This is a genomic window from Salinispora tropica CNB-440 (assembly GCF_000016425.1).
In the GTDB taxonomy this organism is placed as follows: domain Bacteria; phylum Actinomycetota; class Actinomycetes; order Mycobacteriales; family Micromonosporaceae; genus Micromonospora; species Micromonospora tropica.
In genome coordinates this window covers 640,666-666,120 of the sequence record NC_009380.1, presented here as the reverse complement: position 1 = coordinate 666,120, position 25,455 = coordinate 640,666, and the positions used below count along the sequence as shown (strand labels likewise).

The window sequence follows — 25,455 nt, the reverse complement described above, 5'->3', positions numbered from 1 at the left end:
GCTTGTAGTTCATTTCCACTCCGTGGGGTCGATGGAATCAGGCTGCCGTGGGAGAGCTCGCCCGACGAGGCCGGCGAGCGCACCCGTGCCAGTACGTGAGCTGCCTGGTGCGGTAGGCGTCCAGGTAGAAGTGCGTTGACACGTGCCAGTCCGCGAGTTCCTCAGCCGTCGCCACAGCGGCGAGTTCGTCAGCCCGGTCGGTCAAGGCGGCCGCGATGGTTTGAAAGCAGTCGACGGCGGTGTCGGTCGCGTCGATCGTGTGGACGTCTGTCATACCCGCCGAGGCGAACAAGTCGACTGTTCCTGGGTGACGCGGCAGTGGGCGCAGACCGTCGAGGTCCCAGGCCTGCCGTTCAGTATCCGCGGTCATCCTGGGTCCCGCTGCCGTGTCGGAAAAAATCAGCCACCCCTCGGAGCACAGTGCCCGCCGGGCGTTGCGCAGCGCGGCGACCGGGTCTGACAGCAAAGTGAGCGAATCGATGACAAGGGCCAAGTCATAGAGCCGGTCCGGTTGCCACCGGGTGACATCTCCCTCGACGAACGAGACACGAGCCAACCCCGGACCTGCTTCGGCTCGGGCCCGTCGGGCAGTGGCGAGCTGGACACTGTTGAGTTCCACTCCGGTGACAGAGCAGCCAGCCCGCTGGTTGAGGTACCGGGCGACCGCGCCGGTGCCGGAACAGAACTCGAGTACGTGCGTGAGCGGTCCTATCCGGAACATCGTCGCGACGGCGTCGAGTAGGCGGGCACCGGCAATGTTGGTGAACTCCCACCCGCCGTGGACCGGCTCGTACACAGCCTTTCGCCAGATCGGCCCGGTCACTGTGTCGTAGAGGAGGTTCTTGTCGCCCTCGCCGAGAACGACATCTACCTTTCGTGCCTGTTCCGATGCTTCAGCCATTGTCTGCTCCTCCGGTAGGCGATATGCCTGGCAACGTCGTTTGATGCCCATCCGACCGGATGGGGCGAGTCACATCCGTCATCTGCGTCGGGTATCGACGGGGCTACGTACCGGGCCGAGCGGTGGCTGGTCGATGACCTGCGGCGTCCCGGCTTCGGCGACCAAGGGTCGTGCGAGTGGGGCGAGAGGCGAGTCGGCGGCCCAGACGTTTTCCGCGAGCCAGTACTCGACGGTCGTCCGGGTACGGGTGAAGACGACCTGTTCACCGTCGGCAGACGGCACGGGATAGCGGACTGCCGGTCCTGCCTCCGTCACGACACGCCCGGCACCATCGGGCAACTGTTCGTACAGTTCTTCGACCTTCGAGGCGACCATCGTCGACAGGACCCGACCATCGACGGTAAGTTGTGGATTGTTGCGCTCGATGTAGTCCGGGCCCGCGACCGTCACGATCTCCTTGCTGTCCAGGTCGATGCGGTAGAAGCCCCATGTCCAGTCACCACCGCGGGTGGACATGAAGATGACGCTCCGCCCGTCGGGGGAAAACGACGGTGCCTCGTCCCACCAGCTGTCCTCGGTGAGGTTGGTGAACCGGCCGCTGTTGAGATCCAGGACGAGCAGGTTTGCTTCGAACGGTTCCGTCTCGCTGCGGAACACCAGGCGCCGCCCGTCAGGTGCGAAGGAGACGGGCGCGTGGAGTCCCCGCAGGTCGGTACGGCCGGTTGTCCAGAGCTGCACCTGCCCACTGGACACATCAACAGTCGCGATCTCCCATCGAGAGCTGGGGTCGGGACGAACCGTGCATGCGATCGTCCGACCGTCCGGGGACCAGGTCGGGAAGGCGGCCTCGCCAGCTGGTAGGGGCTGGGAAGTCCCGGTGTCCAGGTTCAGAATCCGCAACCTGGATCGGCCGCCGGCCTCAGTGCCGTAAACGATCCGGCGTCCGTCCGGAGCGAAGGACGCGTAGCGGGGCTTGTGCTCTGCCGGCACGAGGTCCCGTACGACTCTCGTTCTGCGGTCCCACACCGCGATGCCTGCCCCCTCGTCTACCAGCCGGTGGAAGAAGAGGTGGTTTCCGTCTCGCGTCCAGGTGGGCCAGCGATCGTCCGCACCGGTGACGACAAGCGGGCCGCCGGTGCCGTCGCCGAGGCGTTGAACCCAGATGACGGACCGCCCCTCGTTGCTTCGCGAGAAGGCGACCGCCGGCCGGGTTGGGCAGATGGTGGGCTTGTAGTCCCACGACGAGCCGTCGGTGACCTGGATTGCCTCTGCGGTCTGGCTATCGAGCAGCCACACTGCGCCTGCACCGGTGTCGTACGAGTGGCAGACAAGCCATCGCCCGTCCGGTGCCCATGAACAGGCGCCGGCGCGTCCCGGGTTGGTGGTCACCGGGCGAGGCGTGCCGCCGGTAGCGGGCACCACCAGAAAGTGCCGGCGGCCCCACGAGCCGCCGACGAAGGCGACCGTGCTTCCGTCCGGTGACCACGAGGGGTACTCCTCCTCGTGGTCGGCTGACGTCAGCTGCCGGACTTGTCCGTCGCTCAGCCGGTACAACCAGATCGCCTTGTGACCGCCGCGAGATGAGGTGAACGTCAGCTGCCGGCCGTCCGGCGACCACTGCGCCTCTATATCGTCACCGGTTCCCCACGTTCCCTGCTGCCATTTCCCCGAGCTCAGGTCGAAAAACCAAAGATTGACGGAGCCGTTGCGTTTCGACGAAGCGACGAATCTGGTTCCGTCGGGCGCTATGGCACCGTCCCCGGAACCGTTCGGATCGGCGGCGAGTCGTCGTAGACGGAATCCCTTTACCCCCGCCCCAGCGATGCCTCCACCCCCAGCAATCCGCTTCACGACACGGGCCGGTCACAGCGGGACGGCCCATCGGACCGGCAAGAAAGCGTCGCATAGAACTGCACCTCGAACCTCCTGGGTCGCACGTGTACCGACTTACTGATCCGCGTTGGACACGACGATCAAGTCGTACAGGGGCAGGGGGATGCCAGCTTCTTGAATCTTGCTGACACCTGCTGCTTCCGGTCCGACAACGCCGACTTCATTGATTAAGAACGGTTCAGCAAGATTTAGGTAGAGCGGCTAGGGCCTATGCCATTGAATTGCGCGAAGCGGAAGCCGGCGAGCGTCGGCCGCGGGAGGGGATCCAAGGGATGGCTGGGCTTTCGGTTGCGACCGACATCGTGCACCCGCTGCTCACACCAGCGGCCAACACTCAGATCTTCGACGGGTCGGCGTTGCCCTGGACCCGGGTGGCCGGACTACTCGAGGCGGCCCGGTGGACCACCTCGCGGTGGAACCGGCAGCCCTGGCGTTTTTTGGTGGGACGCAAGGGCGACCGCACCTTCCACGAGTTGCACCGAGCGTTGACGCCGACCAACCGGACGACCGCCCGTGGCGCCGGGACGCTGATCTTGGCTCTACGCCAGACTCGTAGCGTTGAAGGCGGGCCGTTGGACGGCACCGAATACGAGCTTGGTCTCGCGGTGGCCCGGCTCAGCGTGCAGGCCCGGGCCACCGGCTGGCGCATTGCGCAGCTAGGCGGATTCCGCCGCCGCCCGCTGATGGCGGCGTTCGAGGTGCCGGCAGACTTCGAGCCGTTTGTGATCCTTGCCGTCGGCCGCGCAACCGCCGATATCTCCTGCGCTCTCCCGCCCCGCCCCCGGCTGCCCTTGGCGGAGATCGCCTTCACCGGCCGGTGGGGGACGACGCACAGACGGCGAGCGTCATGAGTATCTAGCACCAGGCCCCGTCGCGCCGGTCCGTCCCGGAGAGACTGGTCCACGAGGGGACCTTTGGCGACTACTCTGACAGATACACAGAGGTGACGCAGTGCCTCGGGTGGCTCCTGACGCGTGTCCGCTACGCCGGGGTGACCGGATCGGCGACACCGTCGGCAGGTTCCCACAACTCGAAGCGGTTGCCCTCGGGATCGATGGCCCAGCCGAACCGCCCGTTGTCGTCGGTCTCGACGCGGTGGTCCACCTCGGCGCCCCCGGCCCTAAGCTGGGCCAACATTGCGTCGAGGTCTACCACCCGAAAGTTCAGCATGGTCTTCTGCCCCGACGATCCGAAGTAGTCCGTGTGCTCGGGAAACGGCGCGAATACGGTCGGACCACCCTGCTGGAACCAGTAGCCGTCAAGGTCCTCCGCAACGACGCCCAAATTGTCCCGATACCATCGGCTCAGCCCTTCTGGGTCTCGTGCCCGAAAGAAGTAACCTCCGATGCCGTATACCCGCTCCATCCCCCATCTCCTTTCGACCGCCAACGCGCATGGTCAATGTCCCGGTCCTACCGACCAGCCAGGTTGTCCTGCCACACAGGTCACGTCCGCGCTGGTGGTGTAGGAGACGGGCATCGCGGGATCCGGTCTGATGCTATGCGGCGATCGGTGCCGAGTCGGTCTGTTCGGTGTCGTGTTGGGTGGTGTCGTCGGCCTGCTCGGCCAGGACCGCGCCGACGAGGCGGATGATCGCCCCCGGTCGACCAGATCTGGCGCCAGACCTCGCCGGGGAACCCGGTGAGGGCAAGCACGTCGTCGCGGGCGGCGTCGAGGTGTTCGGCAACGGCGGGGAGCGTCGCTTCGATCGTGGCCACGAGTCCGGCGTGAGCGTCGGAGATGACCAGGCGGACCCCAGACAGGCCGCGGACGGTCAGCAACCGCAGGAACTCCAGCCAGCCGGACCCCGATCGTCCTGGTGAAGGTCGAGTCCGCCCAGCAGTTCGCCGAGCAGGCGGGAGTGTGGCGTTTTCCGTGTTTGACCGCTGGATGTGATCGATGCGGTTAGATGGTGATCCGGTCGCCGTAGGCGAGGATCAGGGCGTTGAGGGCCTTGGCCCAACCGTAGACCCGGCCGGTGATGCTCCCACCGCCCCGGTGTTTCTGCTGGACGACGAGGTAGAGGACCTTCATCGCGGCCTGCTTGCTCGGTCGGGAAGTGCCCGCGCCGGCGGGCGGCCTGCCGGAACCGGGCGTTGAGGCTTTCGATGATGGTGGTGGTGCAGAGGACCTTGCGGACCTCATGGTCGTAGTCCAGGAACGGCACGAACTGCGGCCACGAGGTCCGCCACAGCCGGATCACGGCAGGGTACTGGTCACCGAACTGCGTGGCGAACTCCTCGAACCGGGCCTCGGCGGCCGCGACCGTGGGGGCGGTGTAGATCTCCCGCAACGCCGGGGTGATCTTCTGCCAGTCCTGGCGATTCGTGCCACGCAGGCTGGCCCGGACCAGGTGCACGACGCACTGCTGGTGCACGGCCTGCGGCCACACGTGTTCGATCGCGTCGGTCATGCCTTTCAACCCGTCGGAGCAGACCATGAACACGTCCTTCACCCCACGGTTGCGCAGTTCGGTGAGGTAGCCGGCCCACTGCTTGGCTCCTTCCCCGCCGGTCCCGGCCCACATGCCCAGCACGTCACGTTCCCCGTCGAGGCTGATCCCGACCACCACGTAGACGGGCCGGTTCGCGACCTGCCCCTGCCGGATCTTCATGACGAGGGCGTCGATGAACACCACCGGATACACCCGGTCCAGAGGCCGCTGCCGCCACGCTTCCATCTCGTCCAGGACACTGTCGGTGACCCGGCTGATCAACTCCCGAGACACCTCGGCGTCATACACATCCGCCAGATGCGCGGAGATCTCCCCGGTCGTCAACCCTTTCGCATACAGCGACAGGATCGCCTCGTTGAACCCGTCCAACCTGCGGGCATGCTTCGAGACGATCCGCGGGGCGAACGACCCCGCCCGATCCCGAGGAATCTGGATCCGCACCGGCCCGACCTCGGTCTGCACCGTCTTGACTCCGTGCCCGTTGCGGATGTTGGTCCGCCGGCCGGTCGCCTCGTCGACACCGACGGTGTCGAGGTGAGCATCCAGTTCGGCGTCGAGCGCTGATCCAAGGACCGTGCGGGTGATCCCCGCGAGGAGCCCACCCGGCCCGACCAACGACACTCCATCGGCCCTGGCCCGCTCGACCAGCTGCTGCGCGAACTCCACCTCCGCCGCCGTCGGCTGCGGAAGCTGAACAGCGTTCTTCTTGTCTGCCATGACGTGGTCCTTCCCGGACAGGATCAACGTCCTGTCCAACGGACCACACCCAGGTCAAACACGGAAATCTAGTCCCTCCGGCCGCTGGCGGATGACCGTCGATCAGGACGGTGACGTAACGGCGATGCTGGCACAGGGCGACATCGTCCATGTCGAGCACTCGGGCACCCCGGCTCTCGGGTAGTGGCAGAGGCGGTAGTGGGTGGTCCCCATCGTCAGTGGTATTGAGGCTCAGGGAGGGAAGGCCCAGCTACAGTACGGAAAGTCAACAACCGATGTGTGTTGCCCGTGCGTCGGGTGGCGCCCTGATTGTCGAGGTACTCGAGAAGCGGTACCGCGACGCGGCGGCTGGTGCCCCATGCGATGCGGGCCTGGCTGACAGTGAATGGCTGATCGATGCCCGCGAGTCGGCGCGCCGCCTCGGTCGGCGCGTCGGGTAGCAGGTATACATCGGGTGCGATACGGCACAGCAGACCCGCGTTGACCGCGGCGGCCAGGTGCTGCCGGGACAACCGGTGTCGTGCGAGTTCCTCGGCGCTGGGGGCGGCGAACGGGTCTTCACGCAGTCGTGCGCGAATCTCGTCGAGTGCGCGGCGCACTGGTTCGGGGAACCGGATCTTGGCATCCTTGCGGCGCATGGCGCCGCTGCCGAGCACGAGCCCCGCGTCGGCCATCAGCGCTCCGATCAGCCGGAGGTCGGGGATGCCGGCCCGCCCGGCAGCCGCCTCCGGCGCAAGGCCGGGTGAGAGCGGGTTCGCCGCCGCCCACTCGTCGACAGCTGCGCTCAACGCGGACACCCAGGTCTTCCAGAGGGTTGGGGCGACCAGCCACTCGCCTACGGCGACGACGTCTGCCGGCACCTCGGTTTCGTAGGCTAGAACTCCTGCGGTGACGAGCGCTTCGCGCCTGACAGCCCCTCGACGGGCGATGTCAGCAACCGCGTCGGGCCGATCGCTCATGCCCGTCAGTTGTGTGGCCCGGCGTCTGGCGTCGCCTCGGGCGTGGAGTTGCGGGGGCATGGTGTCGAGAACGACGATGCCGGCGACGATGTGCTGGGCGCCTGGGTCGCGCAGCAGGCCTCGCTCGCCCACGTGTAGCGGTAGCGCGGTGGTCAGGGCGAGGCGGGCGGCGTGTGGTCCGAGTTTTCTCAGGCGTACGGGCACCGCCGCCGATCCGATATGCAGGACGAGGTGGGTAGGTAACCTGTCGGCTTGCCTTATCAGCCGTACGTCCATGGTGGTGACCCTCGTGAAGGCGCCCGGCTGGACCAGCGCGTACCCGCGTCGGACCTCGTTGGCGCCGAGGCCGCGTAGGTTGACCGCTAGCCGGGACACCGCCTTGGCTCGCTCGACCTTGGTCTTGAGACTTTGCAGGCCGCGGATCCGTACGGGTCGACCTGCGGGTTCGAGTACGAGTTCGTCGCCAACCGCCATGGTGCCGGACCCGAGTGTTCCGGTGACCACGGTGCCGCTTCCCCGTACGGTGAAGGATCGATCGACCCACAGTCTCGCTGGACCCGTCCGTGGCGCCGGAAGCGCCCGCGTGAGTTCGCGCAACGCGGTGCGCAGAGCGGCGAGGCCGTGGCCGGAGGCCGCGGATACTGCGACCGCGGGCATTCCGGCCAGACCGGTGTCGCGTAGCCGTTCGTGTGCCTGCTCGATGGCTGGGCCAGGGTCGGCGAGGTCGCAGCGGGTGACCGCGAGGACGCCGTGGCGCACGTCAAGGGCCTGCAGCGCCGCCAGATGCTCCGCCGACTGCCGTCGCCAGCCCTCGTCGGCGGCGACGACGAACAGGACGGCGGTGACCGGCCCGACGCCGGCCAGCATGTTCGACACGAAGCGCTGGTGGCCGGGCACGTCGACGAACGCGGTCATGTGTTCGTTGTCGAGGGTGGTCCAGGCGAACCCGAGGTCGATGGTCATGCCGCGGCGGCGTTCCTCGGCCCAGCGGTCGGGTTCCATGCCGGTCAGTGCCCGCACCAGCGTCGACTTTCCGTGGTCGACGTGACCGGCTGTGGCGATCACGAACATGCGCGTTCCACCGCCTGCGCCACGGTGCCGTCTTCGGCTGGCGGGACGCAACGCAGGTCCAGCAGCAAGTGACCATCGTGGACCCGGCCAACCACGCACGGGACGCCGTGGCGCAGCGGCTCGGCAAGCCCTGGTGGGAGTCGAACGGCCCAGCCGGGCAACCGCAGGCCCGGCGCCGAGCCGCCCCCGACGACCCCGGCGCTGGGCGTCACCGTCGCGGCAATGCCGCTCGCGACCAGCCGGGCTGCCAGCCTCTCCACGCGTTCCCGCAGTTCCCCCTCGTCGGCGTGTAGGGCTGAGGCGGTGGGGGTGACGGGCCGGCGAAGGGTCGCCTCCAGCGCGGCGAGGGTGAGCTTGTCGACGCGCAACGCCCGGGCGAGAGGGTGGCCGCGCAGCGTCTCAATCACCTCGCGGGTGCCGAGCAGGAGCCCAGCCTGCGGGCCACCGAGCAATTTGTCACCGCTCGCGGTCACCACCGTCGCGCCCTCACGCAGCCAGGTGGCGGCGTCCGGCTCGTCGGGCAGCAGCGGCTCCGGGCGCAGCAGCCCTGACCCGATGTCGGCGACCACCGGAACCGGCAGCCTGGCCAAATCGGCTACGCCAACCGCCGACGTGTAACCCTCGATCCGGAAGTTGGAAGGGTGAACCTTGAGGATGAAACCGGTCCGCGGGCCGACGGCTTCGGCGTAGTCGCGCAGGTGCGCCCGGTTGGTGGCGCCGACCTCGCACAACCCGGCGCCGGTACTGGCCAGCAGCTCGTGTAGTCGGAAGCCGTCACCGATCTCCACCATCTCGGACCGGGCAACGACGATCTCCCGGCGCGCTGCGAGCGCGGTGGCGGCCAGCACGATCGCGGCCGCCCCGTTGTTCACCACATGCACGTCGCCGGCGTCGGGCACCGCGGCCCGTAGGGCATCAAGAGCGCTACGGCCACGGCGGGCCCGGGCGCCGGTGGTCACGTCGTACTCGATATCGACATATCCGGCGGCCGCGGTGACCGCCTCGACGGCCGCCGCCGACAGCGGCGCACGGCCGAGGTTGGTGTGCAGCACCACGCCGGTCGCGTTGATGACCCGGCGCAGCAGCGCGGGGGCCGGCGGCAGTGCGGCAAGCGCGGCGGGCAACACGTCGACGGGCTTGATCCGGCCGTCCCGGGCCCGCTGCTGGGCCTCCCGGACCGCCTGCTTCACAACCTCGGCGCCGAGCATTCGGTGCGCCTCGGACAGACGTGGATCTGTGAGCAGAGTGTCGGTACGGGGGATCTGCCGGCGCGGGTCGCCGGTCACCCGACGACCAGGGTGTGCTCGCCGTCGGCGGGAACCAGCTCACCGATCACCGTGGCGCCGGGGATCTCCCCCGCAATTAGCATTCCACCGGAGGTCTGCGCGTCAGCGAGCAGCAGCCGCTCCGAGTCGGTGACACCCGCGCCCCAACGGGTATGCGGCTGCACCCAGTCGAGGTTGCGGTGGCTACCTCCGCTGACAAACCCGTCCCGGACGGCCTCCCGGGCGCCGTCCAGGTACGGCACCGCGGCCGCGTCGACGACCGCCGTCACCCCGCTGGCGCGCGCGAGCTTGTGTAGATGCCCGAGCAGGCCAAAGCCGGTTACGTCGGTCGCGCAGGTCACGCCGGCGCGCAGGGCTGCGTGGGAGGCGTCCCGGTTGAGGGCGGTCATCGTGGCGACAGCGGCCGGGAAGACCTCACCAGTCGCCTTGTGCCGCGAGTTCAGGACGCCGACGCCCAGCGGCTTGGTCAGGCTCAACGGCATCCCCGCCCGTCCGGCGTCGTTGCGTAACAACCGACGGGCATCGCCGATCCCGGTAACCGCCATCCCGTACTTCGGTTCGGCGTCGTCAATGCTGTGCCCCCCGGCGAGATGACACCCCGCCGCACAGGCGATGTCGTAGCCGCCGCGCAGCACCTCACTCGCAATCGACATCGGCAGCAGATCACGTGGCCAAGCCAACAGATTGACGGCCAGGATCGGATCCCCGCCCATCGCGTAGATGTCAGACAGGGCGTTCGCGGCAGCGATCCGGCCCCAGTCATACGGATCGTCAACAACCGGTGTGAAGAAATCGGTGGTCACGATGATCGCGGTCTCGCCGGACAGCCGGACCGCCGCAGCGTCGTCGCCAGTCTCTAAACCGACGAGCAGCTCATGAGCCGGTGCAGTCAGCGGGCTGAGAAGACCGCCCAGCGAGGCCTCCAGTTCCCCCGGCGGGATCTTGCACGCACAACCGCCGCCGCGGGCGTACCGAGTCAGACGCAACATTTCCTCGGCCACCGCAACCATCGATGTACCACTCCGTAGACGTCCTTGGCGGAGGCGGACAGGAATCGAACCCGCCGGCCAGGCTGAGCCAGGCCCACCTGCTTTGAAGGCAGGGGAGACCACCAGGAACTCAAACGCCTCCATATGTGTACGGAGTCTAGCCCGCCCACCGTCAAACTGGCGGTCCCAGGGCACGGTCAAGCCGATGGACAATGCGTGGCCGGTTCACTCGCCGCTGCGGCACCAGACCCTCGCCTACGACGACGCCCACGACCGGATCGCGCCGCACATCGACGTCAGCGTCGGACTCGAGGAGCACAGCGCGACCGGCTATACCAGTCACCTGCTCGCCGCGACAGTCCAGTTCCTCACCGAAATGCTGATCATCGAGATTAGCGGGCCCGTCATGCGTCTTATCCCCGAGGCGAGCCTCTACGACATGCCTCAGTTGCGTATCAGCGACAGCTGACAGGCCAGTAGCATCCACTCCCGCCACACGCGCTGGAACCTGGACCGGAAGCCGCTCATGCGACTGGCCGCCTGCGGTGCCGACTCGCCCAGTGTCTAGTGGCCTCGCGAGGAGACCGGTAGGTTCAGCGGTCGAGCACTTCCACTTTCATCGATAGGGGATGCCGGCCACGTGTCACAGATCGAGAAGATCACCGGTGAACTCCGTGCGTTGATGGCCGGGGTGGAACGCGCGCAGGGGTCGGCCGCCGCCGACCGTCAGGCGCAGGAGACGGCGTCGCGGGCTGCTGGTGCGGGCTTCGTTGCGGTGGCGGCGGGTGTGGCACGGGTGCGCAACGCGATCACGGGCATCCAGGGCGGCCTGGGAAGACTTGCTGGGTCGATCGGTGAGGCGACGACGGCCGCCGCTGCGGTGCCGAACGAGGCCACCCCGCAGGAGACGATCGCCGGGCTGGCGCCTGTGCAGAGTGCCGTGGACGCCGCCCGGGACGCGGCGGCCGGGGCCATCACCGGAGTCGGTGAGGCGCAGCAGTTCGTCGCCATGGTCCTACAGGGCGGGCAGCCCGGGCCGCTGTTGCAGGCCCTGGAGGCCATTAAGCAGGTCCTGGTGCTGGTCGTGCAGCGCACCGGCGGGGCCCGGCAGGCCGTCGAAGCGGCGATCGCGCATGCCCGGCAGCTGGGGTCGCCGGGAAACTGACAGGGGCTGGCGGTCACCCACCGACCAGCCCCACCCCTACCACCACCGGCGACCCATCCCCGACAACCCCCACCGTGGGCGGAACTGTCTCCACGGACGCCGACAGGGAAACCCCGTGGGCGAGGCGTCCCACCGGCGTCGCCGGCGGGACACCTACCGGGCGTCGAACCCGCATCCCGCCAAATGAGAAGCCTCGGGAGCGGCGTGCCCTGGAATTGGAAAACGAATGTGCCGACAGGGTCGCCGGCAAGGGGTATCGGGTTCACCAGAACCCCACGAGGCAGGAGGTCGCGGACGCACGACGCGAGACCGGAGATTCGGGAAGGCCGGAGAACGCACCTGACTTCCTCGTGAGGGACACGTCTTCGACTGCTACGCACCCACTCCTCCCGTGCCAGCGCGCGCAGTGTGGAGCGCGGTGTCCAGGAAGGTCGACACGGAGCAGACCCAACGCGTCGTGCTGAACCTCCACGACTGGCGAGGAGACCTCGCGACCCTGCACAAGCAGTTCCACGACTGGCCCATCACAGGACTGAAGGAACTAGCGGCGCTATCGCGCGACGGTGCGATCATTCAGATCGTCCGGCGAGACTGATGAAGGGGTGCAGGTGGCTGTCGAGTACCGGCTGACGCTGGCAGGCGACATCCCGCTCGAACAGGTGGCGGAACTGGCCGCTCCGGAAGCGGTCGAGACGTCCACGGCGTCTGGCGGCAGAATGCTCAGCGCCGACCTGAACGACGAGCGCGGGTACGTCGTGGACATCACCGGCGGCCGGCACGGCTACTACAGTGCCGAGGACGACGGTGGCGCTTTGTGGGAATGGGAGCCGAAGACCTACGTCGACGTCAGCTTCTACATGCGCAAGGACACCCTGGCCGACAGAGGCAAAACCCACATGCTGGCGGCCGTGGCCAGGACCCTCGCCGGCAGGGCCGAGGACGCGGCCCTGACCCTCAACGGCGACGTGCTGATGCTGACCCGTGTCGCCGGCACCCTTCGAAAGCACAACACCCACGGCTGGTGTTGTCGAGACGTTCCGTCAATCGTTGGCGGTCACATGACGTCGGCGGAGGTATATCCTTAACCCCGGCATCTTCCGGAGTCATTCCGTTAGGTCATCGCATGACGATCGCGGCGGACGCGGGGAGTCATGCCCGCTCTATCGTCATCGCTTATCTCGTCTTTGTTCGGTGCACCGAGGGGCGGTCACCGTGCCCGAGACCGCGGCTGGGCTGCCTGCGGCCCTGTTAGATCTGCCGGATCCCCTTTGCCGTCTCGGGGTGCTGCACCGACTGACGGTCGTCCTCATTGCCGCCATATGCGCCGTGGCGGTTAGCAATCGCTCGTACACCGCGATCGCCGAGTGGTTCCCTGACGTCCCGGCCGCCACCGGCGCTCGCGGTGGGCATCGCCCCGGACCGTCGCCCGTCGGAAACGATGATCCGCTGCAGGTTGCAGGCCGTGGATCCAGACCTGCTCACCGCCTCCGCCAGCGGCTGAATGGCCACCCCGACAACGGCGACAGCACCGTACCGGCGGCAGGCAGTCACCGAGTACGGCAAGACCCTACGCTGCTCCCGCACTACCGACACCGCCGCTCAGCGTGCCCTCGCCGCCTGTGATCAAGCTACCGGCGGAGTGGTCCAGGCCAGCACCGAGACGGACGGCAAGGCCAACGAAACCAACTTGCTTTGCGCCGTTGATTGACCAGATCGGCGACCTGCACAAAACGGTAATGAACGTTGACGGCTTGCACTGCTAGCGCGACCACGTCACCTACCTTGGCGAACGCGGCGCTTACTGGATCCTGACCATCAAGGCCAACCAGCCCGGCTTGCACGTCCAACTCGCCGGGACTGCCCTGGCGGGCCGTCCCCGGACGGGACCCGCCACGGACCGCGGACACGGCTGCCGCGAGATCCGCAACTGCAAGATCCTGACGATCTCCACCGGGATCGACTTCCCGAGCGACTGTTGGAGGAGGCGCACCGGATCGGTCGCCGAGTGGAGAAGCCGGCTCCGGCCTCCGGGGCTAGTAGTATCTCAGCGATGACCGCGCAGAACCGATCAATATTGATCGACAAACTCGCCTGGATCTACTTGAAGGATCGGCGGGTGCTGAGCACAAGGTCCGTCGATAAGGATGTCTATTACCTTCCGGGGGGGAGCGTGAGACGGGTGAATCCGACCTCGAAACACTGATCCGCGAGGTCCAGGAAGAGCTGTCGGTTCGAATCGATGCGTCGACCGTTGTGCATTTTGGAACGTTCGAGGCTCAAGCGCACGGACATCCCGTCGGCGTCACCGTGCGAATGACGTGCTATGTGGCCGGCTACACCGGTGAGTTGGCCGCCGCGAACGAGATTGCGGAACTCGCCTGGTTGACCATGCGTGACCGGGAGAGAGTCTCACCCGTCGACAAGATGATTTTCGCTCACTTGCATGAAGCGCACTTGCTGCGTGATTGACTCACGTCCCTGCATGCACGCCGACTGAAGGCGTCTGCTCAGTGTGTTCCGTCAGACTGGACTCGATCTTGGGTCCGGAAAAAGCATGAACGGCAGCGAAGAACGTGCTCCGATCCAGGCCCCCTGACGGCTTCGCCGGGAGCCTGGACGCGTGGCGCCCACGACAGGCCGGCGGGATGGAGGCCGGCGGTCTCGATGATGTGCGCGGTGTGTGCTCTCCAGCGGATGCCAATCCGGGTCAACCGGTGCCAACGCGGGTCACCGCGGCCGACCGCCGGTCGCAGACCGGGGTTCGTGTGCTCGAGCTGTGGTCCTGGGCTGGGAGAACGGCGGTCCGGGGAACGTGGGTGAACGTGGGCCACTCCCTGCCACCCCAGGTGAACCCGCAGGTCGCTAGACTGGGCCCTCGCGCCCTCGTAGCTCAGGGGATAGAGCAACGGTTTCCTAAGACGACGCTCCGCTGTGTCTATAGGCTGATGACCTGCGGCTTTTCATCGTACCCGTTGCGTGCCGGTCGCTTCGCGGGCTCGCTGCGATCGCTTGCCGAAGATCAGCCGGAACGTTGTCGGTCCTGCGGGTGCAGGTGAATGTTGCCGCGAGCCGGGAGCCGGGAGCCGAATTATCCTTTCTCGTCGTCGAGCAGTTCGCGGCGCCACTCCGCGAATCGGCCTCGGAGATTGTCCAGCACTGGTCCGGTGACGCCGTACTGGGCGAAGTCGTCGGGATCGAGCTGGGTGGCTTGTCCGAGTGCGTCGGCGAAAGTGCGCGGGTCGAAGCCACGGTCGGCGCGCCGCGCGAGGGCGAGGAGGGCGTCGTGGGTGTAGCGGCCGGATCGGAGGGTGGCGTCGAGGTCGATGAAGTCCCGGGCGAACGCTCGCCCGTAGAGGGCGCTCATCTTGTTCGCTACCGCGTCGTCTGGGTGCGGGACGGGTCCGATCGCCATGAGGATCGGTTCGTTGGCGCGCCAGTCCACACGGAGTTCGACCTTGGAAGCCCGGATACCGTCGGTGACGGCCAGCCGGGCGAAGGTGTCGTACTGCCGCTTGGTCTCGACGGTGAGGCTGTCGTCTCGGTAGACGTGCACGACGGCGGTGACCGCGGCGGTGAACTCGTTGCGGCGGTCCCAGGCGGTGAACAGGTCGAGGTCCTCACTGGGTCGCTCCAGCAGCCCGGCGGCTTGCACCGCGTAGCCGCCGGCCAGCGCGAAGCCGTATCGATCGGCCGCCCCCAAGCCCGGCACGGGCGAGGCGTTCGTGGAAGGGGTCCACCGCTACGCCGCGTTGCTGCGGGTGGCGGCGAGTTCGGGGAAGGCGTCTTCCCAGCGCTGGCGGAGCTGGGGTGGCAGCCAGAGGGTGGGCCAGAGTCGCCGGAGGAGGTCGGCATTGAGCCAGGTGTGCAGATCCTCGACGGCACTGGCTTCGGTGAGCACCACCTTGTACATGCTGGCCAGGCGCGCGGGCCGGTTCAGGTCGTACTCGGCGTGCCCGGACCAGTCGAGATGACGCGGAAGCGTCACCGTGCCCTTGGTGGGGCCGTGCAGCGCGGCGAGGGTTTCGGCGGTCACATAAGGCTTCCGGTCGCCATAGGGTCGATAGTCCACCGGCGGCCGGGGTGGGGTCCGGCGCCGGCTGAGGTTGGTCGCCCGCCGGACCTCCGGTCGAAGTGCCTGACGGACCGTTTCCCGGCTGTAACCGGTGACCCGCTGTAGATCCACCGGCCGCCACCCGGCCGCGTGGAACGCCCGCAGTTGCTCGTCCCGCTCGGTCAATGCCTGCGCCCGCGTCGCCTCGTACCGGGAGACAACCGTGTGCAGCTCATCCTCGGAAAACCGGCTCATACCCGTCAGCCTACTACGCTAGGCCAAGCACGCTTGGCTTCAACGTTCGCCGGTCATCGACCCGCGGCCGACCGCCGGTCACCGCTGACGGCAGGTACCGCGACAGCGCTTCCCACTCGACGTCAGACAACTCGTAGCGACGACCCACGCGCTACATCATCCGACACCAAGATCCTTTGAGGACGCCGCCTGGACCCGTCGTCCGTGGGTGACGTCGACGTCGCTTTCCTCGACCCGACGGACCTGACCGCGCCAACGACGATCAGCCACCGCGCGGCTGATCGCAACCGGGCCGGACTCCCCCGTGGGAGGCAGCGCCCAGCCGGGAGGAGCGGGCAGCAGGACTAGACAGTTGCGGCCGCGACTCGACGGAGGGTGTGTTGACGCCACGGCGCGCTTCATAGTGCATCGACTACTAGCGCTCTCGGATTCATCTTGTCCAAGGTCGCCCAGTGCATCAGCTTTCCGCCAGCGGGCACCGCGCTGAGGGGAGTGACAAGATGGAAGCCAACAGTGACCTTCTCATCAGCGACAGCTCCATCCTCCCCGGGCTCAAGGTTGTCCTTTTCGACGGTCGGGTAGAGGATGATCGCACCGGTGGCCCTGCCCCTGAGTGCGTCGGCCTCGGAGTCCGGGATCGGCGTCTCGATGCCAGCGATCCTCATGGCCGCATTGCGGTGTCTTTCCTCGCTAAACACACGGAACGATGCACCAGACGATGTGCGTTGGCGTTCGAATACGCTGATCGGTCCGTGACCGGCAACAACGCGCCGGGTGGTAGACCTGGTTTGCTGGGGTAGGAAAACAACCCACCGTGCGAGTTGGTCGGTGCTCAGCCGGCGTAGCCACGCGAGTTCGGGCTGGAAGGTGTCGTCAGCCAGCCACTTGAGGTTGCAAAGTACGGTGAGGAGCGTCGGGTGGCTGATGGCTGCCACTCCCGCCGTGTAGGTGGTCTTGGCCCCTGGCACTGCGAACCTGACCGTTCGCTCAGTTGCGGCAGCTATCAGCGGCTTCCACTGTTCGAGGTTGTGTTTCACTTTCGCCACGGTCGAAGGGAATGCCACAGGTTCCATTGGCCTGCCGGGCGAGCTCTTCAGGACGAGCATGGCGTTCCACATCTTGTTTCGCCCGGTCGGTCGTAGGTCCGGACGGTGCTGGGCGATCAGGGGTGGGATCTGCCGGGGGGTCAGCTGCGGAGAGCCGCCGGTCGGCGCAGCGTACTGGCGCAGTTCTCGTCGGAGGAAGTCCTCGTCGCGGCAGGCGGCCTCGAACATGTCGTGCAGGTCGGGGGTGGTATAGAGGCGGACCAGGTCTCGGTAGCCGGGTCGGAAGCCGAACCAGCGGCCCATCTGCATGAGAGTGTCAACCTGAGCTGTGGTGCGCCGGTAGTAGGTGACGGTCAGCCCTTCGACGGTGAAGCCGCGGGCGAGCTTGTTACCGCCGACGAGGATCCGCCAGATCTCGCGCTGGTCGAAGTCGAGGCTCTCCTGCTGCTTTTCGAGGTCGGTGTCGCTGTTCACGACGATGACCGGGCTGCCGTTACGGTCGGCGGGGCTGATCAGCCGCAGTGCGTCGCCGATGTCGTCGCGCAGGTCGTCGAAGTTGTTCGGTGTGAGCAGTGTGGGTGCCTGTGCGCGGGAGACGGGGAGAACGTCGGTGTGGTAAAGGTCGCGGAGCCGGGCTAGTCCGGTGGGCTGGTAGTAGCCGGCGGCGTTCCACAGGTGGCCGATCAGCTCGGCGGTCTGTCGGTGGGAGTCCTTGCCCATCGCCTCGTGAACGAGCATGGTGTGGTGCCGGTAGGAGGTGCCGTGTCGTTGTCGGTACAGCTTGAGGGCGCCGGTGAGGACGAACATGTCGACGGCACAGCGTAGTTCGCTGTCGTCGGGTTCGTCGCCGAGGTAGCGAACGTGGGCCCGTTCTTTCGACGTGGTGAGCGGTCGTTGGTCGAGGGGCAGTTCGACGTCGAAGTCGTGGAAGTCCTCCGCCCCCATGTAGCCGTCGGGTCGGGGCAGCGAGATGAGGAAGTCGCGCGGGAAGATGTCCTCGACGTCCGAGGGGTCGATGAAGACGTTGGCGTACGGGGTGGCGGTGTAGCCGACGTATTGCGCGCGGGGCATCATCCGCAGCAGCTGCCCGATGAGCCGGTTGATCGCGGTGCGCTTCTTGCTGTCCTCCTTCCACTTCTTCGGGCTGACTGTGTTGACCGAGGCTTGGTCGGACTCGTCGTCGACGATGAGAACGGGGACCTCGCCGAGGCGGTCGCTGATGCGACCCAGGTCCGCCACCAGCGCCTCGAGGACAGAGGCGTTCTTTTTGGCGACGACGAGACGGGCGTCGCTGGTGTGTAGGTTCGCCGGGTCGAAGAATTTGCGGTTTCGCTCACGTCCCCTGAACTCGAGGACGGAGAAGCCCATCTTGAGCCGCCTGTAGTCGCCAGCGTGGTTGCTCAGCCGGTGGATGTCGGGGTATCCGGCGTCGGAGGGCCGTCCTCCGTGACGGACGAACCGGTCGCCCTTCCAGTCGGGGTCGTTCTGGTACTCGTGGGCCTTTTGGTCGTGGGGGGAGATCTCCCGTTCGATGTTCTCCCGACCACACAGTTCGATGTCGAGGCGTCGCTGGGTCTGGGCGCGCAGCATGTTGGTGGTGCCGGTCAGGACGATGACGAGTCGGTATCCGGCATCGACGGCTTTGGCCACGACGCCGGTGAAGTTGGCGGTCTTGCCGCTCTGGACGTATCCGACGACAAGGCCCTTGGCCTGATAGGCGACGGGTCGGGTAGGGTCGGACAGACGCCGGACGACCTCTTCGGTGGCCCTGTCGAGGTCGGCGACGGCGTCGGGGTTGCGCCACTTGTCGAGCAGGTAGCGATGGTAGTGCGCCCAGTAGAAGGTGCGCTCGGCACGGCGTTGCGGGGTGCGCCACTCCTCCCAGTCGTCGGCGATGACGATGACCCCGTCTGCGACGGCGTAGGGGAACAGGTCGGCGATCAGGTCCGCTGTAGGGTCCTCGACGGCGAGCGCGGCGATCACCGCCGCGCGGCGTTCGGCGGTGTTGTTGATGGTGCCTTCGGTCCATGGGGCACTGCTCTGCTCGTGATCCCACCCGGCCAGCGTGTGCGCGATCTGCTGGCGCAGGGCGTCCTCGGGCCCAGCGTCGCGTAGGTGGGCCAGCAGCGCGGAGCCGTCGGCAATGTCGGGGGTGTCGGCGCCCAGCATGGCGGCCAGCGCGTGCAGACGCTTGGGGCCGGTGCGCTGCATCGCGTCAAGCGCGGCGCTGTACGCGGTGGTGACGGTGTCACTCATGGCAATTCCCGTTGTCCCCTCGTGAGTGCGTCATTCAGGATCTGTGGCGTCTCGTCGCCGGTGAGGTCGGTCAGATCCAGCCGGTAACGGACATCGGTCACGTGGGTGACCTCGACACCGGCGTGCGCAAGCAGCCTCGGCGTCAGGCGGGGAAACGCCTCGGTGACCGCGAATACCCGGGGAGGGGTTCGTAGTCGCCATCGACGCTGGCAAGTGGCCGTGTATCGGTCACGCCAGCCCGAGGCGCACAACAGGCCGTCGAACTCGTGATGCTGCATCGTGGTGGGCAGGAGGGCGCGGACTGCCGTGATGAGTTCCGGAAGGGAGCGTCCGCCGCTGCCCGCTGTGGTGATCTGCAGGGACACCAGCCAGAGCGGCCGGTCCCCTGTCGCGACCATCTGGGTCAGCGAGGAGACCCAGTGTGAGCGTCGTTCGGACATCGTGGTCTTGACCTCGACGTCGTGCTCGTCCAGCCCGAAGTCGTGTTCCTCGGCTCGCCCGCCGCGCCATGCTGTCAGCGCGGTGTCAGGTCCGACGGCGTACACGAGGCCTGCGAGGACGAGCAGTTCCCCAACGAGCCCGGTCTCATTCTCCTGCGGGAGGACATCCTCTGTTTGTAGGAGGTGGCCCAGGCGGCGCAGGGTCTCAGCGAGCGCGGCGGTCAGTGTCTGCTGGTCCAGCTGGACCCGGTCGGCGACGGCGCACAGCAGCGGGTAGGCGTCCACGAACAGCCGTGGGTCGGTGACGGCAATCTCGATCATGCGTTGTCCACCGTGGTGGACGGCCTGGGCGGTGAGGTGTTCGAGTCCGGCTGGTGGAATCTCGTGGGGCGTTGCCGGTCCGCGAAGCCCGACACGGGAGGTGTGAGGGTCGACGAAGAGCACCACCCGCGGTGATCCAGGAATGGGGTGGTCGATCGGGGCCCGGGTGTGGAGGTAGGTGCTGAAGCTGTCGGTGCTGAGGTGACGGTCTGCTGCGGTGGTCACTGGCGGGCCTCGAAGGTCGATCTCTCCGCCTTCGCGGCAACGGTCAGGACTTCCTGCCAGAGCTCGATGTTGTCCTTGTCGCGGGCACCGAAGTGGGCGCCCTCGAAGACGTTGCCGGCGAGGAGGAACAGCAGAGCCTTCAGCACCGGCAGATCATTGCCGCCGCCGCGTCGGCCACCGAGCAGGGCCTGCCGGTACGCCCGATTGAGCCACAGCGTTCTGGTGTCGCGGTCGAACTCGAGGAATGCATCCGTCGTGAACCGCTTCCACTGGATGTTGACGGGGTCCTCGTGGAGCAGGGGCAGCTCGTCGCGGATCTCGCGAGCAACTTTGGGATGGAAACCCTTGCCGGGTGGTAAAGCGGCACTGCGCCGTGCGGTCCTGCGGCGGTTGGCGGCGGCCCACGCCGCTTCTGCGGCTTGGAGGTAGTCGGTGATCGTGGTGCCATCGTCGGCGTGTGCCGCGGCGACGGCAGGGGCGAAGCGGGGTCCGGCCGACACCCGGGACTTCTCGGGGTTCATGACGAACAGTCCCGCGGTGTCGCCGTCGATGTCGATGCGGACTCGGGCAAGCTGGAGTCGGGTGTCGGGCGCGTGGATGCCCTCCCAGCCTCCGGCGTGCAGGAGTCGGCCACGGCGGTAGAAGTACAGGCCCTGCCGCGTCTCGGCCCCACCGGGAAGCCGGTATTCAGGTGCGTTGGAGCGGCGCGGCCAGATGTGGCAGTCGAGAACCACTTTTGCCCCGTCGATCGGCGCCCTCAGCTGTTTCGGCCAGCCAGCCAGGGTGTCGGGGTAGGCAAAGGGATCGATCGGCGTTACCGGATGGCGGACGCCGGGGCCGAGGTCCGCGTCCTCCACATCGATAACGATCCGCACACCGCGGTCGGAGAGTATGCGGTGGAAGGTCAGGCCGAGGTGTCCCTGCAGATGCGAGACCGTGCGACTCAGAAACTCGTCGACCTGCTCGGGGTCGTCCGAGGAGGGAAAACCGCTGACGCTGTCCCACCGCACGACTGTACCCGAGGAGCCGTTCGGGAGTTGCCAGTCGCGGTTGAGTTCGGCGGCGACGAACGAATCAGGAACGATGTCGCAGTCGAAGCTATGCCGCACGAGGTCGAGCTGCCAGCGTCGTCCGACCGGCTTACGTCCGGCTGCGCGCGAGAGCACGGTGAGGCTGGCTGCCTGACTGAAAGATGCCGCTTTCAACCCGAGGCCGAAGTGGCCGAGGTCATTCCCCGTGTACTGGCGTTGCCCGCCGACGGTCATCGCGTCATCGATGCTCTCGGGTGCTATGCCGCGACCGTTGTCGACGACGTAGAGGCCGACCAGCCGGGTGCCCCATTGGACGAACCGGATGAGGATTTCGGTTGCGCCGGCGTCGAGGGAGTTGTCGACCAAGTCGGCCAGAGCGGTTTCCAGCGAGTGGTTGCGGCCGAGGGCGTCCAAGGCTCGCGGATCGGGTGGGAGCTCCACCGATCCCTCGGTGGGAACCTCCTGGAACCAGACGGACATCTTCCGCTCCCCGCTTGACTACCGGTGGTCCGAACGAACCTTCAGAATCCGTTGACGCGACGGAACCCGTTGCGTCTACCCTGGCGCATGGCCTCCAGCGCACCCCGTATGTACTTGCCGGCGGGATCCCAACCCTGGTCGAGGGCTTGGGCGATCTCTGCCGAGGACCTGCGGTGCTCGGCGTCGAGATACCCGGTTTCGGCGCCCCAGGCGGCGAGGTCGGTCCAGTCGGTGGCAGCGGTGCCCCTGATCAGGTCCATGTTGGTGCTGTAGGTGTCGAGGTCGACGAGCTCCGCCTCCAGCGCTGGCGGCGGAGTCCAGTCGAGATCCTGTACGGCGCTCCAGCACTCCGGCCTCTTGGTCCACTCGCCGACGTTGGTGCGGCCCTCGGGAGGCGATGTGATGACCTTGTGCACGAGCATGGACAGGTCGGTTACGGCGTCCTGCAGGGCGGACGTCAGGTCCTGGGTGCGCCAGATATGGTCGAGGTCGACTCTTCCCCGTGTCGCCTGGACCAGTTTGGCGACGGTGTAGGTGACGATGTTCGCCTTGTAGCCGCCGAAGTTCTGCCTGGCGACGAGCTTGTCAACCTTTCGGAACAGGATCGCCTTGGCCACCAGATGCCGGCAGTACTGCTTGTCCACGGCAGGGGGATGTTCATCGAGGCGTTGCGAGAACAGGGTGAAGTTCTTCTCTGCACCCAGGCTGACAAGGTGTGGCTGCCTGGCCCAGGAGTGTTCGAACTTGGCGAGGTCCGACTTGGTGAACTTCTGGGCGGGCGGGTTGGCGGCCTTGAACACCTTCTGCCGTGCGGGCGTGCCCTCACGGGTCAGGGCGTTGGCGTACTGGCCGCGGGCGCGCTCGTAGAACCAGTGCGTGTCGTGGGGGTGTGAGGCGCTGGGTGGAGCCCAAAGGGTACGCATGATGCGTTCGACGTCCACGTGGAACGCGCTGTTCGCCTTCAGGTCGGAGGCGGTGACGCGGTTCTGGGTGTTGGAGTAGGCCGAGATCTGCGGAACGATGTCGTCAAGCCGGTCCGGTGACACGACCGTCAGCTTCATCTGCACGTGCGCCGCGTCGACGTCGACCTTGTAGCGGTATGCGTGGTGGATGGTGGCGGTGGTCTGCCCGCCATTGACGATCTGTAGGCCATGGATACGACGGATCACCCTCTGTCCCGACGGGGTGTTTTCGAAGTCCACCCTCGAGGCAGTGGCAGCAATGCCGTTGTTGTAGGCGAGGAATCGCTCCGGGTTCCCCCTCAGTGTGTCGAGGATTCCTCGGTTGACCGCTCCGCGGACCTGCAGGAACGAGCGGACGTTCAGCTCTAGGAGCCTGGCACCGTGAGTCGAATACAGATCGGCGAGGCCACGGGCCGGCACGATGGCGAGAAGTACCGAGTAGTCCTCGTCCGTACGGGGGGTGGCCAAGCACGGCAGACCCGCCGGGAACTCCGCCACGATCGGTTCGGCCTTGTTGCCGGACGCCGACCAGTTCGCCAACCGGCGCAGGTCCCACAACTCGCGGGTGACGTGCCGCCCCTCGAACGACATGGGCGCGACGGCGTCCCGTGCGACGCTGCGCGCGTTGGTCACCAGCACCAGACGGATCGACTCGACCCTGCCGAACTTGTCGGTGACGGCGTCGCGCATGGCGACTACCTCGGAGGACGGGTCCCGTCTCGCCAGGGTGCCCCGCAGACAGTGGGACAGGAAGTTTTCCAAGCGCCTGAACGCCGCCTCGACGTCGGCACGCCCGATCTTGTGGTCGTCGTCGGCGCGGGGGCTGTAGTAGGTGAGGAAGAGGTCCAGCGACCGGTCGTCGGTCGCGGCACCGTAGCCGCTCACCTCGACACCGTGGTCCTTGAAGTGCACCGCCACGGCATCCTCGGTGTGCCCGTCGGCAGCCAGCTGGTCGAGCATCAACTGGGTGAAGGCCTCGTGCAGGTCGCAACCCTCGATCTCGGCCTGGGCCCTGACATCCTCGATGAGGCCGTGCGCGTAGGCGCTGACATCCGGCTCAGCCACGCGCACCCCTGTGCCGCAGGGCACAAGCACGGCACGATGAGCCGCACATCCCGGGCGGACCAGTGAGGGTCATGCATTTCTCCGGAGGACTTCTCGGTACGTGAGGTGACTTTTCGCGCCGACGCGGTTGCGTGATGGCACCAACTCTCCACGATAAGGACAGGACCGACAAGACCCGGCGGGCGAGTCGTGATCACCTCATCGGTCCTTTTCCGGGCCCACCCGGCTACCTGTGGCGCGACGAAGTTTGAAGATTTCGCGCGGCAACCCGTTAGCCTCGGCCCTTCGCTAAGGGTTGTCCAAGGGGTGGACCGGAACGAAAGAAGTGCCTTCTGATCAGGGAAGATAGGGCTTGTCGAGAGTCCCATGTTCCTGTCACGGAAGGCACTCGCAGGGTGCAGAGTACCGCAACGCGTCCAAAGATCATGGTGACCGGTGGTGGCCGCGGCGTGGTCAGTCACGCCGGTGCCCGGCTACTGGCCGACCTCGCCGACGCGACCGGTTTGGCCAGCGCGTTCAGTCAGGCGTTGGCGGGGTTGCGGCAGCGGCAGAGCGGGCATGATCCGGGCCGGATCGCCGTGGATGTGGCGGTGATGCTGGCCGACGGTGGTGAGGCCATCGCCGACCTTGCCGTGCTACGCAACGAGGCCGCGCTGTTCGGTCCGGTCGCTTCCGATCCGACGGCGTGGCGGCTGTTGTCGCAGCTCGACGAGTCTGCGCTGGCTGAGCTGCGGTCCGCCCGGGCACACGCCCGTGAGGTCGCCTGGGCCCAGCACGCCGAGGTCCACGGCGACCTGCCGCGGCCGACGGTGGCCGGCCGCCCGGTCGATGGCTTGGTCCTGGACATCGACGCGACCATCGTGATCTGCCATTCCGAGAAGGAATCAGCGACCCGTACCTGGAAGAAGACCTTCGGCTTCCACCCGCTGCTGTGCTTCTTGGACAACACCGGCGAGGCCTTGGCCGGGCTGCTGCGCGAAGGCCGGGCCGGGTCCAACACCACCGCCGACCACATCAGCGTGCTCGACCAGGCCCTCACCCAGATCCCCGACGCGGTCCGGCACGGCACCCCGATCCTGCTGCGCTCGGATTCGGCTGGTTCCAGCCACGGCTTCCTGGCCCACATCCAGGCCTTACGTGAGCAGCATCTGGACATCCGATTCAGCGTCGGCGCCGCGATCACCGAACCCGTGCGGGCGGCGATCCGGGCTGCAACCGGTTGGGTTCCGGCCGTCGACACCAACGGTGACCTGCGTGAACATGCCGAGGTCTGCGAGATCACCGGTCTGTTCGACGCGGCTGGCTGGCCTGAGGGCACCCGGTTCCTGGTCCGCCGGGAACGCCCGCACCCTGGCGCCCAGCTGTCACTGTTCGACACCCTCGAAGGTTGGCGGCACCAAATCGTCGCCACCGACACTCCGGCCGGCAGCGGATCCGTGCAGTTCCTGGAGGCCCGGCATCGAGCCCACGCCCGCGTCGAGGACCGCATCCGCTGCGGCAAGAACACCGGCTTCGGCCGGTTCCCGTCCCACGTCTTCGCGATCAACCAGGCCTGGCTCCAGCTCGCCTTGACCGGCAATTGACCTGCTCGCCTGGACTCAGATCCTGCTCTTGAACGGCGAGCTGGCCACCGCCGAGCCGGAGAAACTGCGCTACCGGCTACTGCACGTCGCTGCCCGAATCACCCGCACTGCCCGCCGGACCCGGGTCGCTATCACCGCCAGCTGGCCCTGGGCCGATGCGCTCACCAGCGCATTCACCAAGCTCACCGCACTACCCCGGCCCACTGGTTGACCCAGCGAGTCTCATCCCGGCCAGCAGCACGGAGGAACCCGGCCCCGCGCCGGGCCCTCACCATGCCAACAACACACTTACCACCACACAAAC

General features: G+C 67.1%; 15 protein-coding genes, 1 tRNA gene and 6 pseudogenes. 7 read left to right on the top strand and 15 right to left on the bottom strand.

Annotated features, from left to right (window positions below):
- Positions 1-37 precede the first annotated feature (37 nt).
- Both STROP_RS03005 and STROP_RS03000 read right to left on the bottom strand, forming a co-directional pair.
- The gene (locus STROP_RS03005; RefSeq protein ID WP_011904505.1) at positions 38-901 is read right to left on the bottom strand and encodes a class I SAM-dependent methyltransferase; all 864 of its coding nucleotides are present in this window, start codon (positions 899-901) and stop codon (positions 38-40) included.
- A 78-nt stretch (positions 902-979) separates the two neighbouring features.
- Complete coding sequence (locus STROP_RS03000) at positions 980-2,455, bottom strand: peptidase S9 (RefSeq protein WP_230582412.1); 1,476 nt, start codon at positions 2,453-2,455, stop codon at positions 980-982.
- Positions 2,456-3,066: 611 nt separating this feature from the next.
- Here STROP_RS03000 and STROP_RS02995 point away from each other — a divergent pair.
- Complete coding sequence (locus STROP_RS02995; RefSeq protein ID WP_011904503.1) at positions 3,067-3,645, top strand: nitroreductase family protein; 579 nt, start codon at positions 3,067-3,069, stop codon at positions 3,643-3,645.
- A 130-nt stretch (positions 3,646-3,775) separates the two neighbouring features.
- Here the strand turns inward: STROP_RS02995 and STROP_RS02990 are convergent, their stop codons facing one another.
- From STROP_RS02990 to STROP_RS02960, 7 genes and pseudogenes are all read right to left on the bottom strand, one after another.
- On the bottom strand, positions 3,776-4,159 hold the full coding sequence (locus STROP_RS02990; RefSeq protein ID WP_011904502.1) for a VOC family protein: 384 nt from the start codon (positions 4,157-4,159) through the stop codon (positions 3,776-3,778).
- 133 nt (positions 4,160-4,292) lie between these two features.
- Positions 4,293-4,602: pseudogene (locus STROP_RS23550) on the bottom strand (transposase); the annotation flags it as partial.
- A 97-nt stretch (positions 4,603-4,699) separates the two neighbouring features.
- Positions 4,700-5,966, bottom strand: a pseudogene (locus STROP_RS02980) (IS256 family transposase).
- A 215-nt stretch (positions 5,967-6,181) separates the two neighbouring features.
- A complete protein-coding gene (gene selB, locus STROP_RS02975) occupies positions 6,182-7,996 on the bottom strand; it encodes a selenocysteine-specific translation elongation factor (protein ID WP_011904499.1) in 1,815 nt (604 codons plus the stop codon).
- Positions 7,987-9,282 carry an L-seryl-tRNA(Sec) selenium transferase gene (gene selA / locus STROP_RS02970; RefSeq protein ID WP_011904498.1) on the bottom strand — a complete coding sequence of 432 codons (1,296 nt, stop codon included), beginning with the start codon at positions 9,280-9,282 and terminating at the stop codon, positions 7,987-7,989. The genes selB and selA overlap by 10 nt, the downstream gene beginning before the upstream one ends.
- Entirely contained in the window at positions 9,279-10,292 is a 1,014-nt protein-coding gene (selD, locus tag STROP_RS02965; protein ID WP_011904497.1) for a selenide, water dikinase SelD, read from the bottom strand. The genes selA and selD overlap by 4 nt, the downstream gene beginning before the upstream one ends.
- A gap of 25 nt (positions 10,293-10,317) precedes the next feature.
- Positions 10,318-10,413: transfer RNA gene (locus tag STROP_RS02960), tRNA-Sec, on the bottom strand.
- Between the two features lie 63 nt (positions 10,414-10,476).
- On the opposite strand from STROP_RS02960, the gene STROP_RS02955 reads away from it, so the two are divergent.
- From STROP_RS02955 to STROP_RS02930, 5 genes and pseudogenes are all read left to right on the top strand, one after another.
- Positions 10,477-10,740: a PPC domain-containing DNA-binding protein gene (locus tag STROP_RS02955; protein WP_011904496.1), complete on the top strand. Its 264-nt coding sequence runs from the start codon at positions 10,477-10,479 to the stop codon at positions 10,738-10,740.
- Between the two features lie 171 nt (positions 10,741-10,911).
- Positions 10,912-11,436: a DUF6244 family protein gene (locus tag STROP_RS02950; RefSeq protein ID WP_011904495.1), complete on the top strand. Its 525-nt coding sequence runs from the start codon at positions 10,912-10,914 to the stop codon at positions 11,434-11,436.
- Positions 11,437-11,609: 173 nt separating this feature from the next.
- Positions 11,610-12,031 (top strand): annotated as a pseudogene (locus STROP_RS02945) (CdiA C-terminal domain-containing protein).
- Positions 12,032-12,044: 13 nt separating this feature from the next.
- Complete coding sequence (locus STROP_RS02940) at positions 12,045-12,521, top strand: SitI3 family protein (protein WP_011904494.1); 477 nt, start codon at positions 12,045-12,047, stop codon at positions 12,519-12,521.
- 965 nt (positions 12,522-13,486) lie between these two features.
- Positions 13,487-13,905 (top strand): annotated as a pseudogene (locus STROP_RS02930) (NUDIX hydrolase).
- 619 nt (positions 13,906-14,524) lie between these two features.
- Here the strand turns inward: STROP_RS02930 and STROP_RS23545 are convergent.
- From STROP_RS23545 to STROP_RS02900, 6 genes and pseudogenes are all read right to left on the bottom strand, one after another.
- Positions 14,525-15,173, bottom strand: a pseudogene (locus STROP_RS23545) (nucleotidyl transferase AbiEii/AbiGii toxin family protein).
- A 2-nt stretch (positions 15,174-15,175) separates the two neighbouring features.
- Positions 15,176-15,742, bottom strand: coding sequence for a hypothetical protein (locus tag STROP_RS02920; RefSeq protein WP_011904490.1), 567 nt, complete (start codon positions 15,740-15,742; stop codon positions 15,176-15,178).
- Positions 15,743-16,140: 398 nt separating this feature from the next.
- Positions 16,141-19,044 (bottom strand): Z1 domain-containing protein, encoded by a 2,904-nt coding sequence (locus STROP_RS02915; protein WP_011904489.1) that lies wholly within the window; start codon positions 19,042-19,044, stop codon positions 16,141-16,143.
- Entirely contained in the window at positions 19,041-20,030 is a 990-nt protein-coding gene (locus tag STROP_RS02910) for a PD-(D/E)XK motif protein (RefSeq protein ID WP_011904488.1), read from the bottom strand. The genes STROP_RS02915 and STROP_RS02910 overlap by 4 nt, the downstream gene beginning before the upstream one ends.
- Positions 20,027-21,475: an ATP-binding protein gene (locus STROP_RS02905; RefSeq protein WP_202944447.1), complete on the bottom strand. Its 1,449-nt coding sequence runs from the start codon at positions 21,473-21,475 to the stop codon at positions 20,027-20,029. Before STROP_RS02905 ends, STROP_RS02910 begins: the two co-directional genes overlap by 4 nt.
- Positions 21,476-21,582: 107 nt before the next feature.
- Positions 21,583-23,568, bottom strand: coding sequence for an AIPR family protein (locus STROP_RS02900; protein WP_011904486.1), 1,986 nt, complete (start codon positions 23,566-23,568; stop codon positions 21,583-21,585).
- A 425-nt stretch (positions 23,569-23,993) separates the two neighbouring features.
- Between STROP_RS02900 and STROP_RS02895 the strand changes: the two are divergent.
- Positions 23,994-25,362: pseudogene (locus STROP_RS02895) on the top strand (IS1380-like element ISStr1 family transposase).
- The last annotated feature ends 93 nt before the right edge of the window (positions 25,363-25,455 follow it).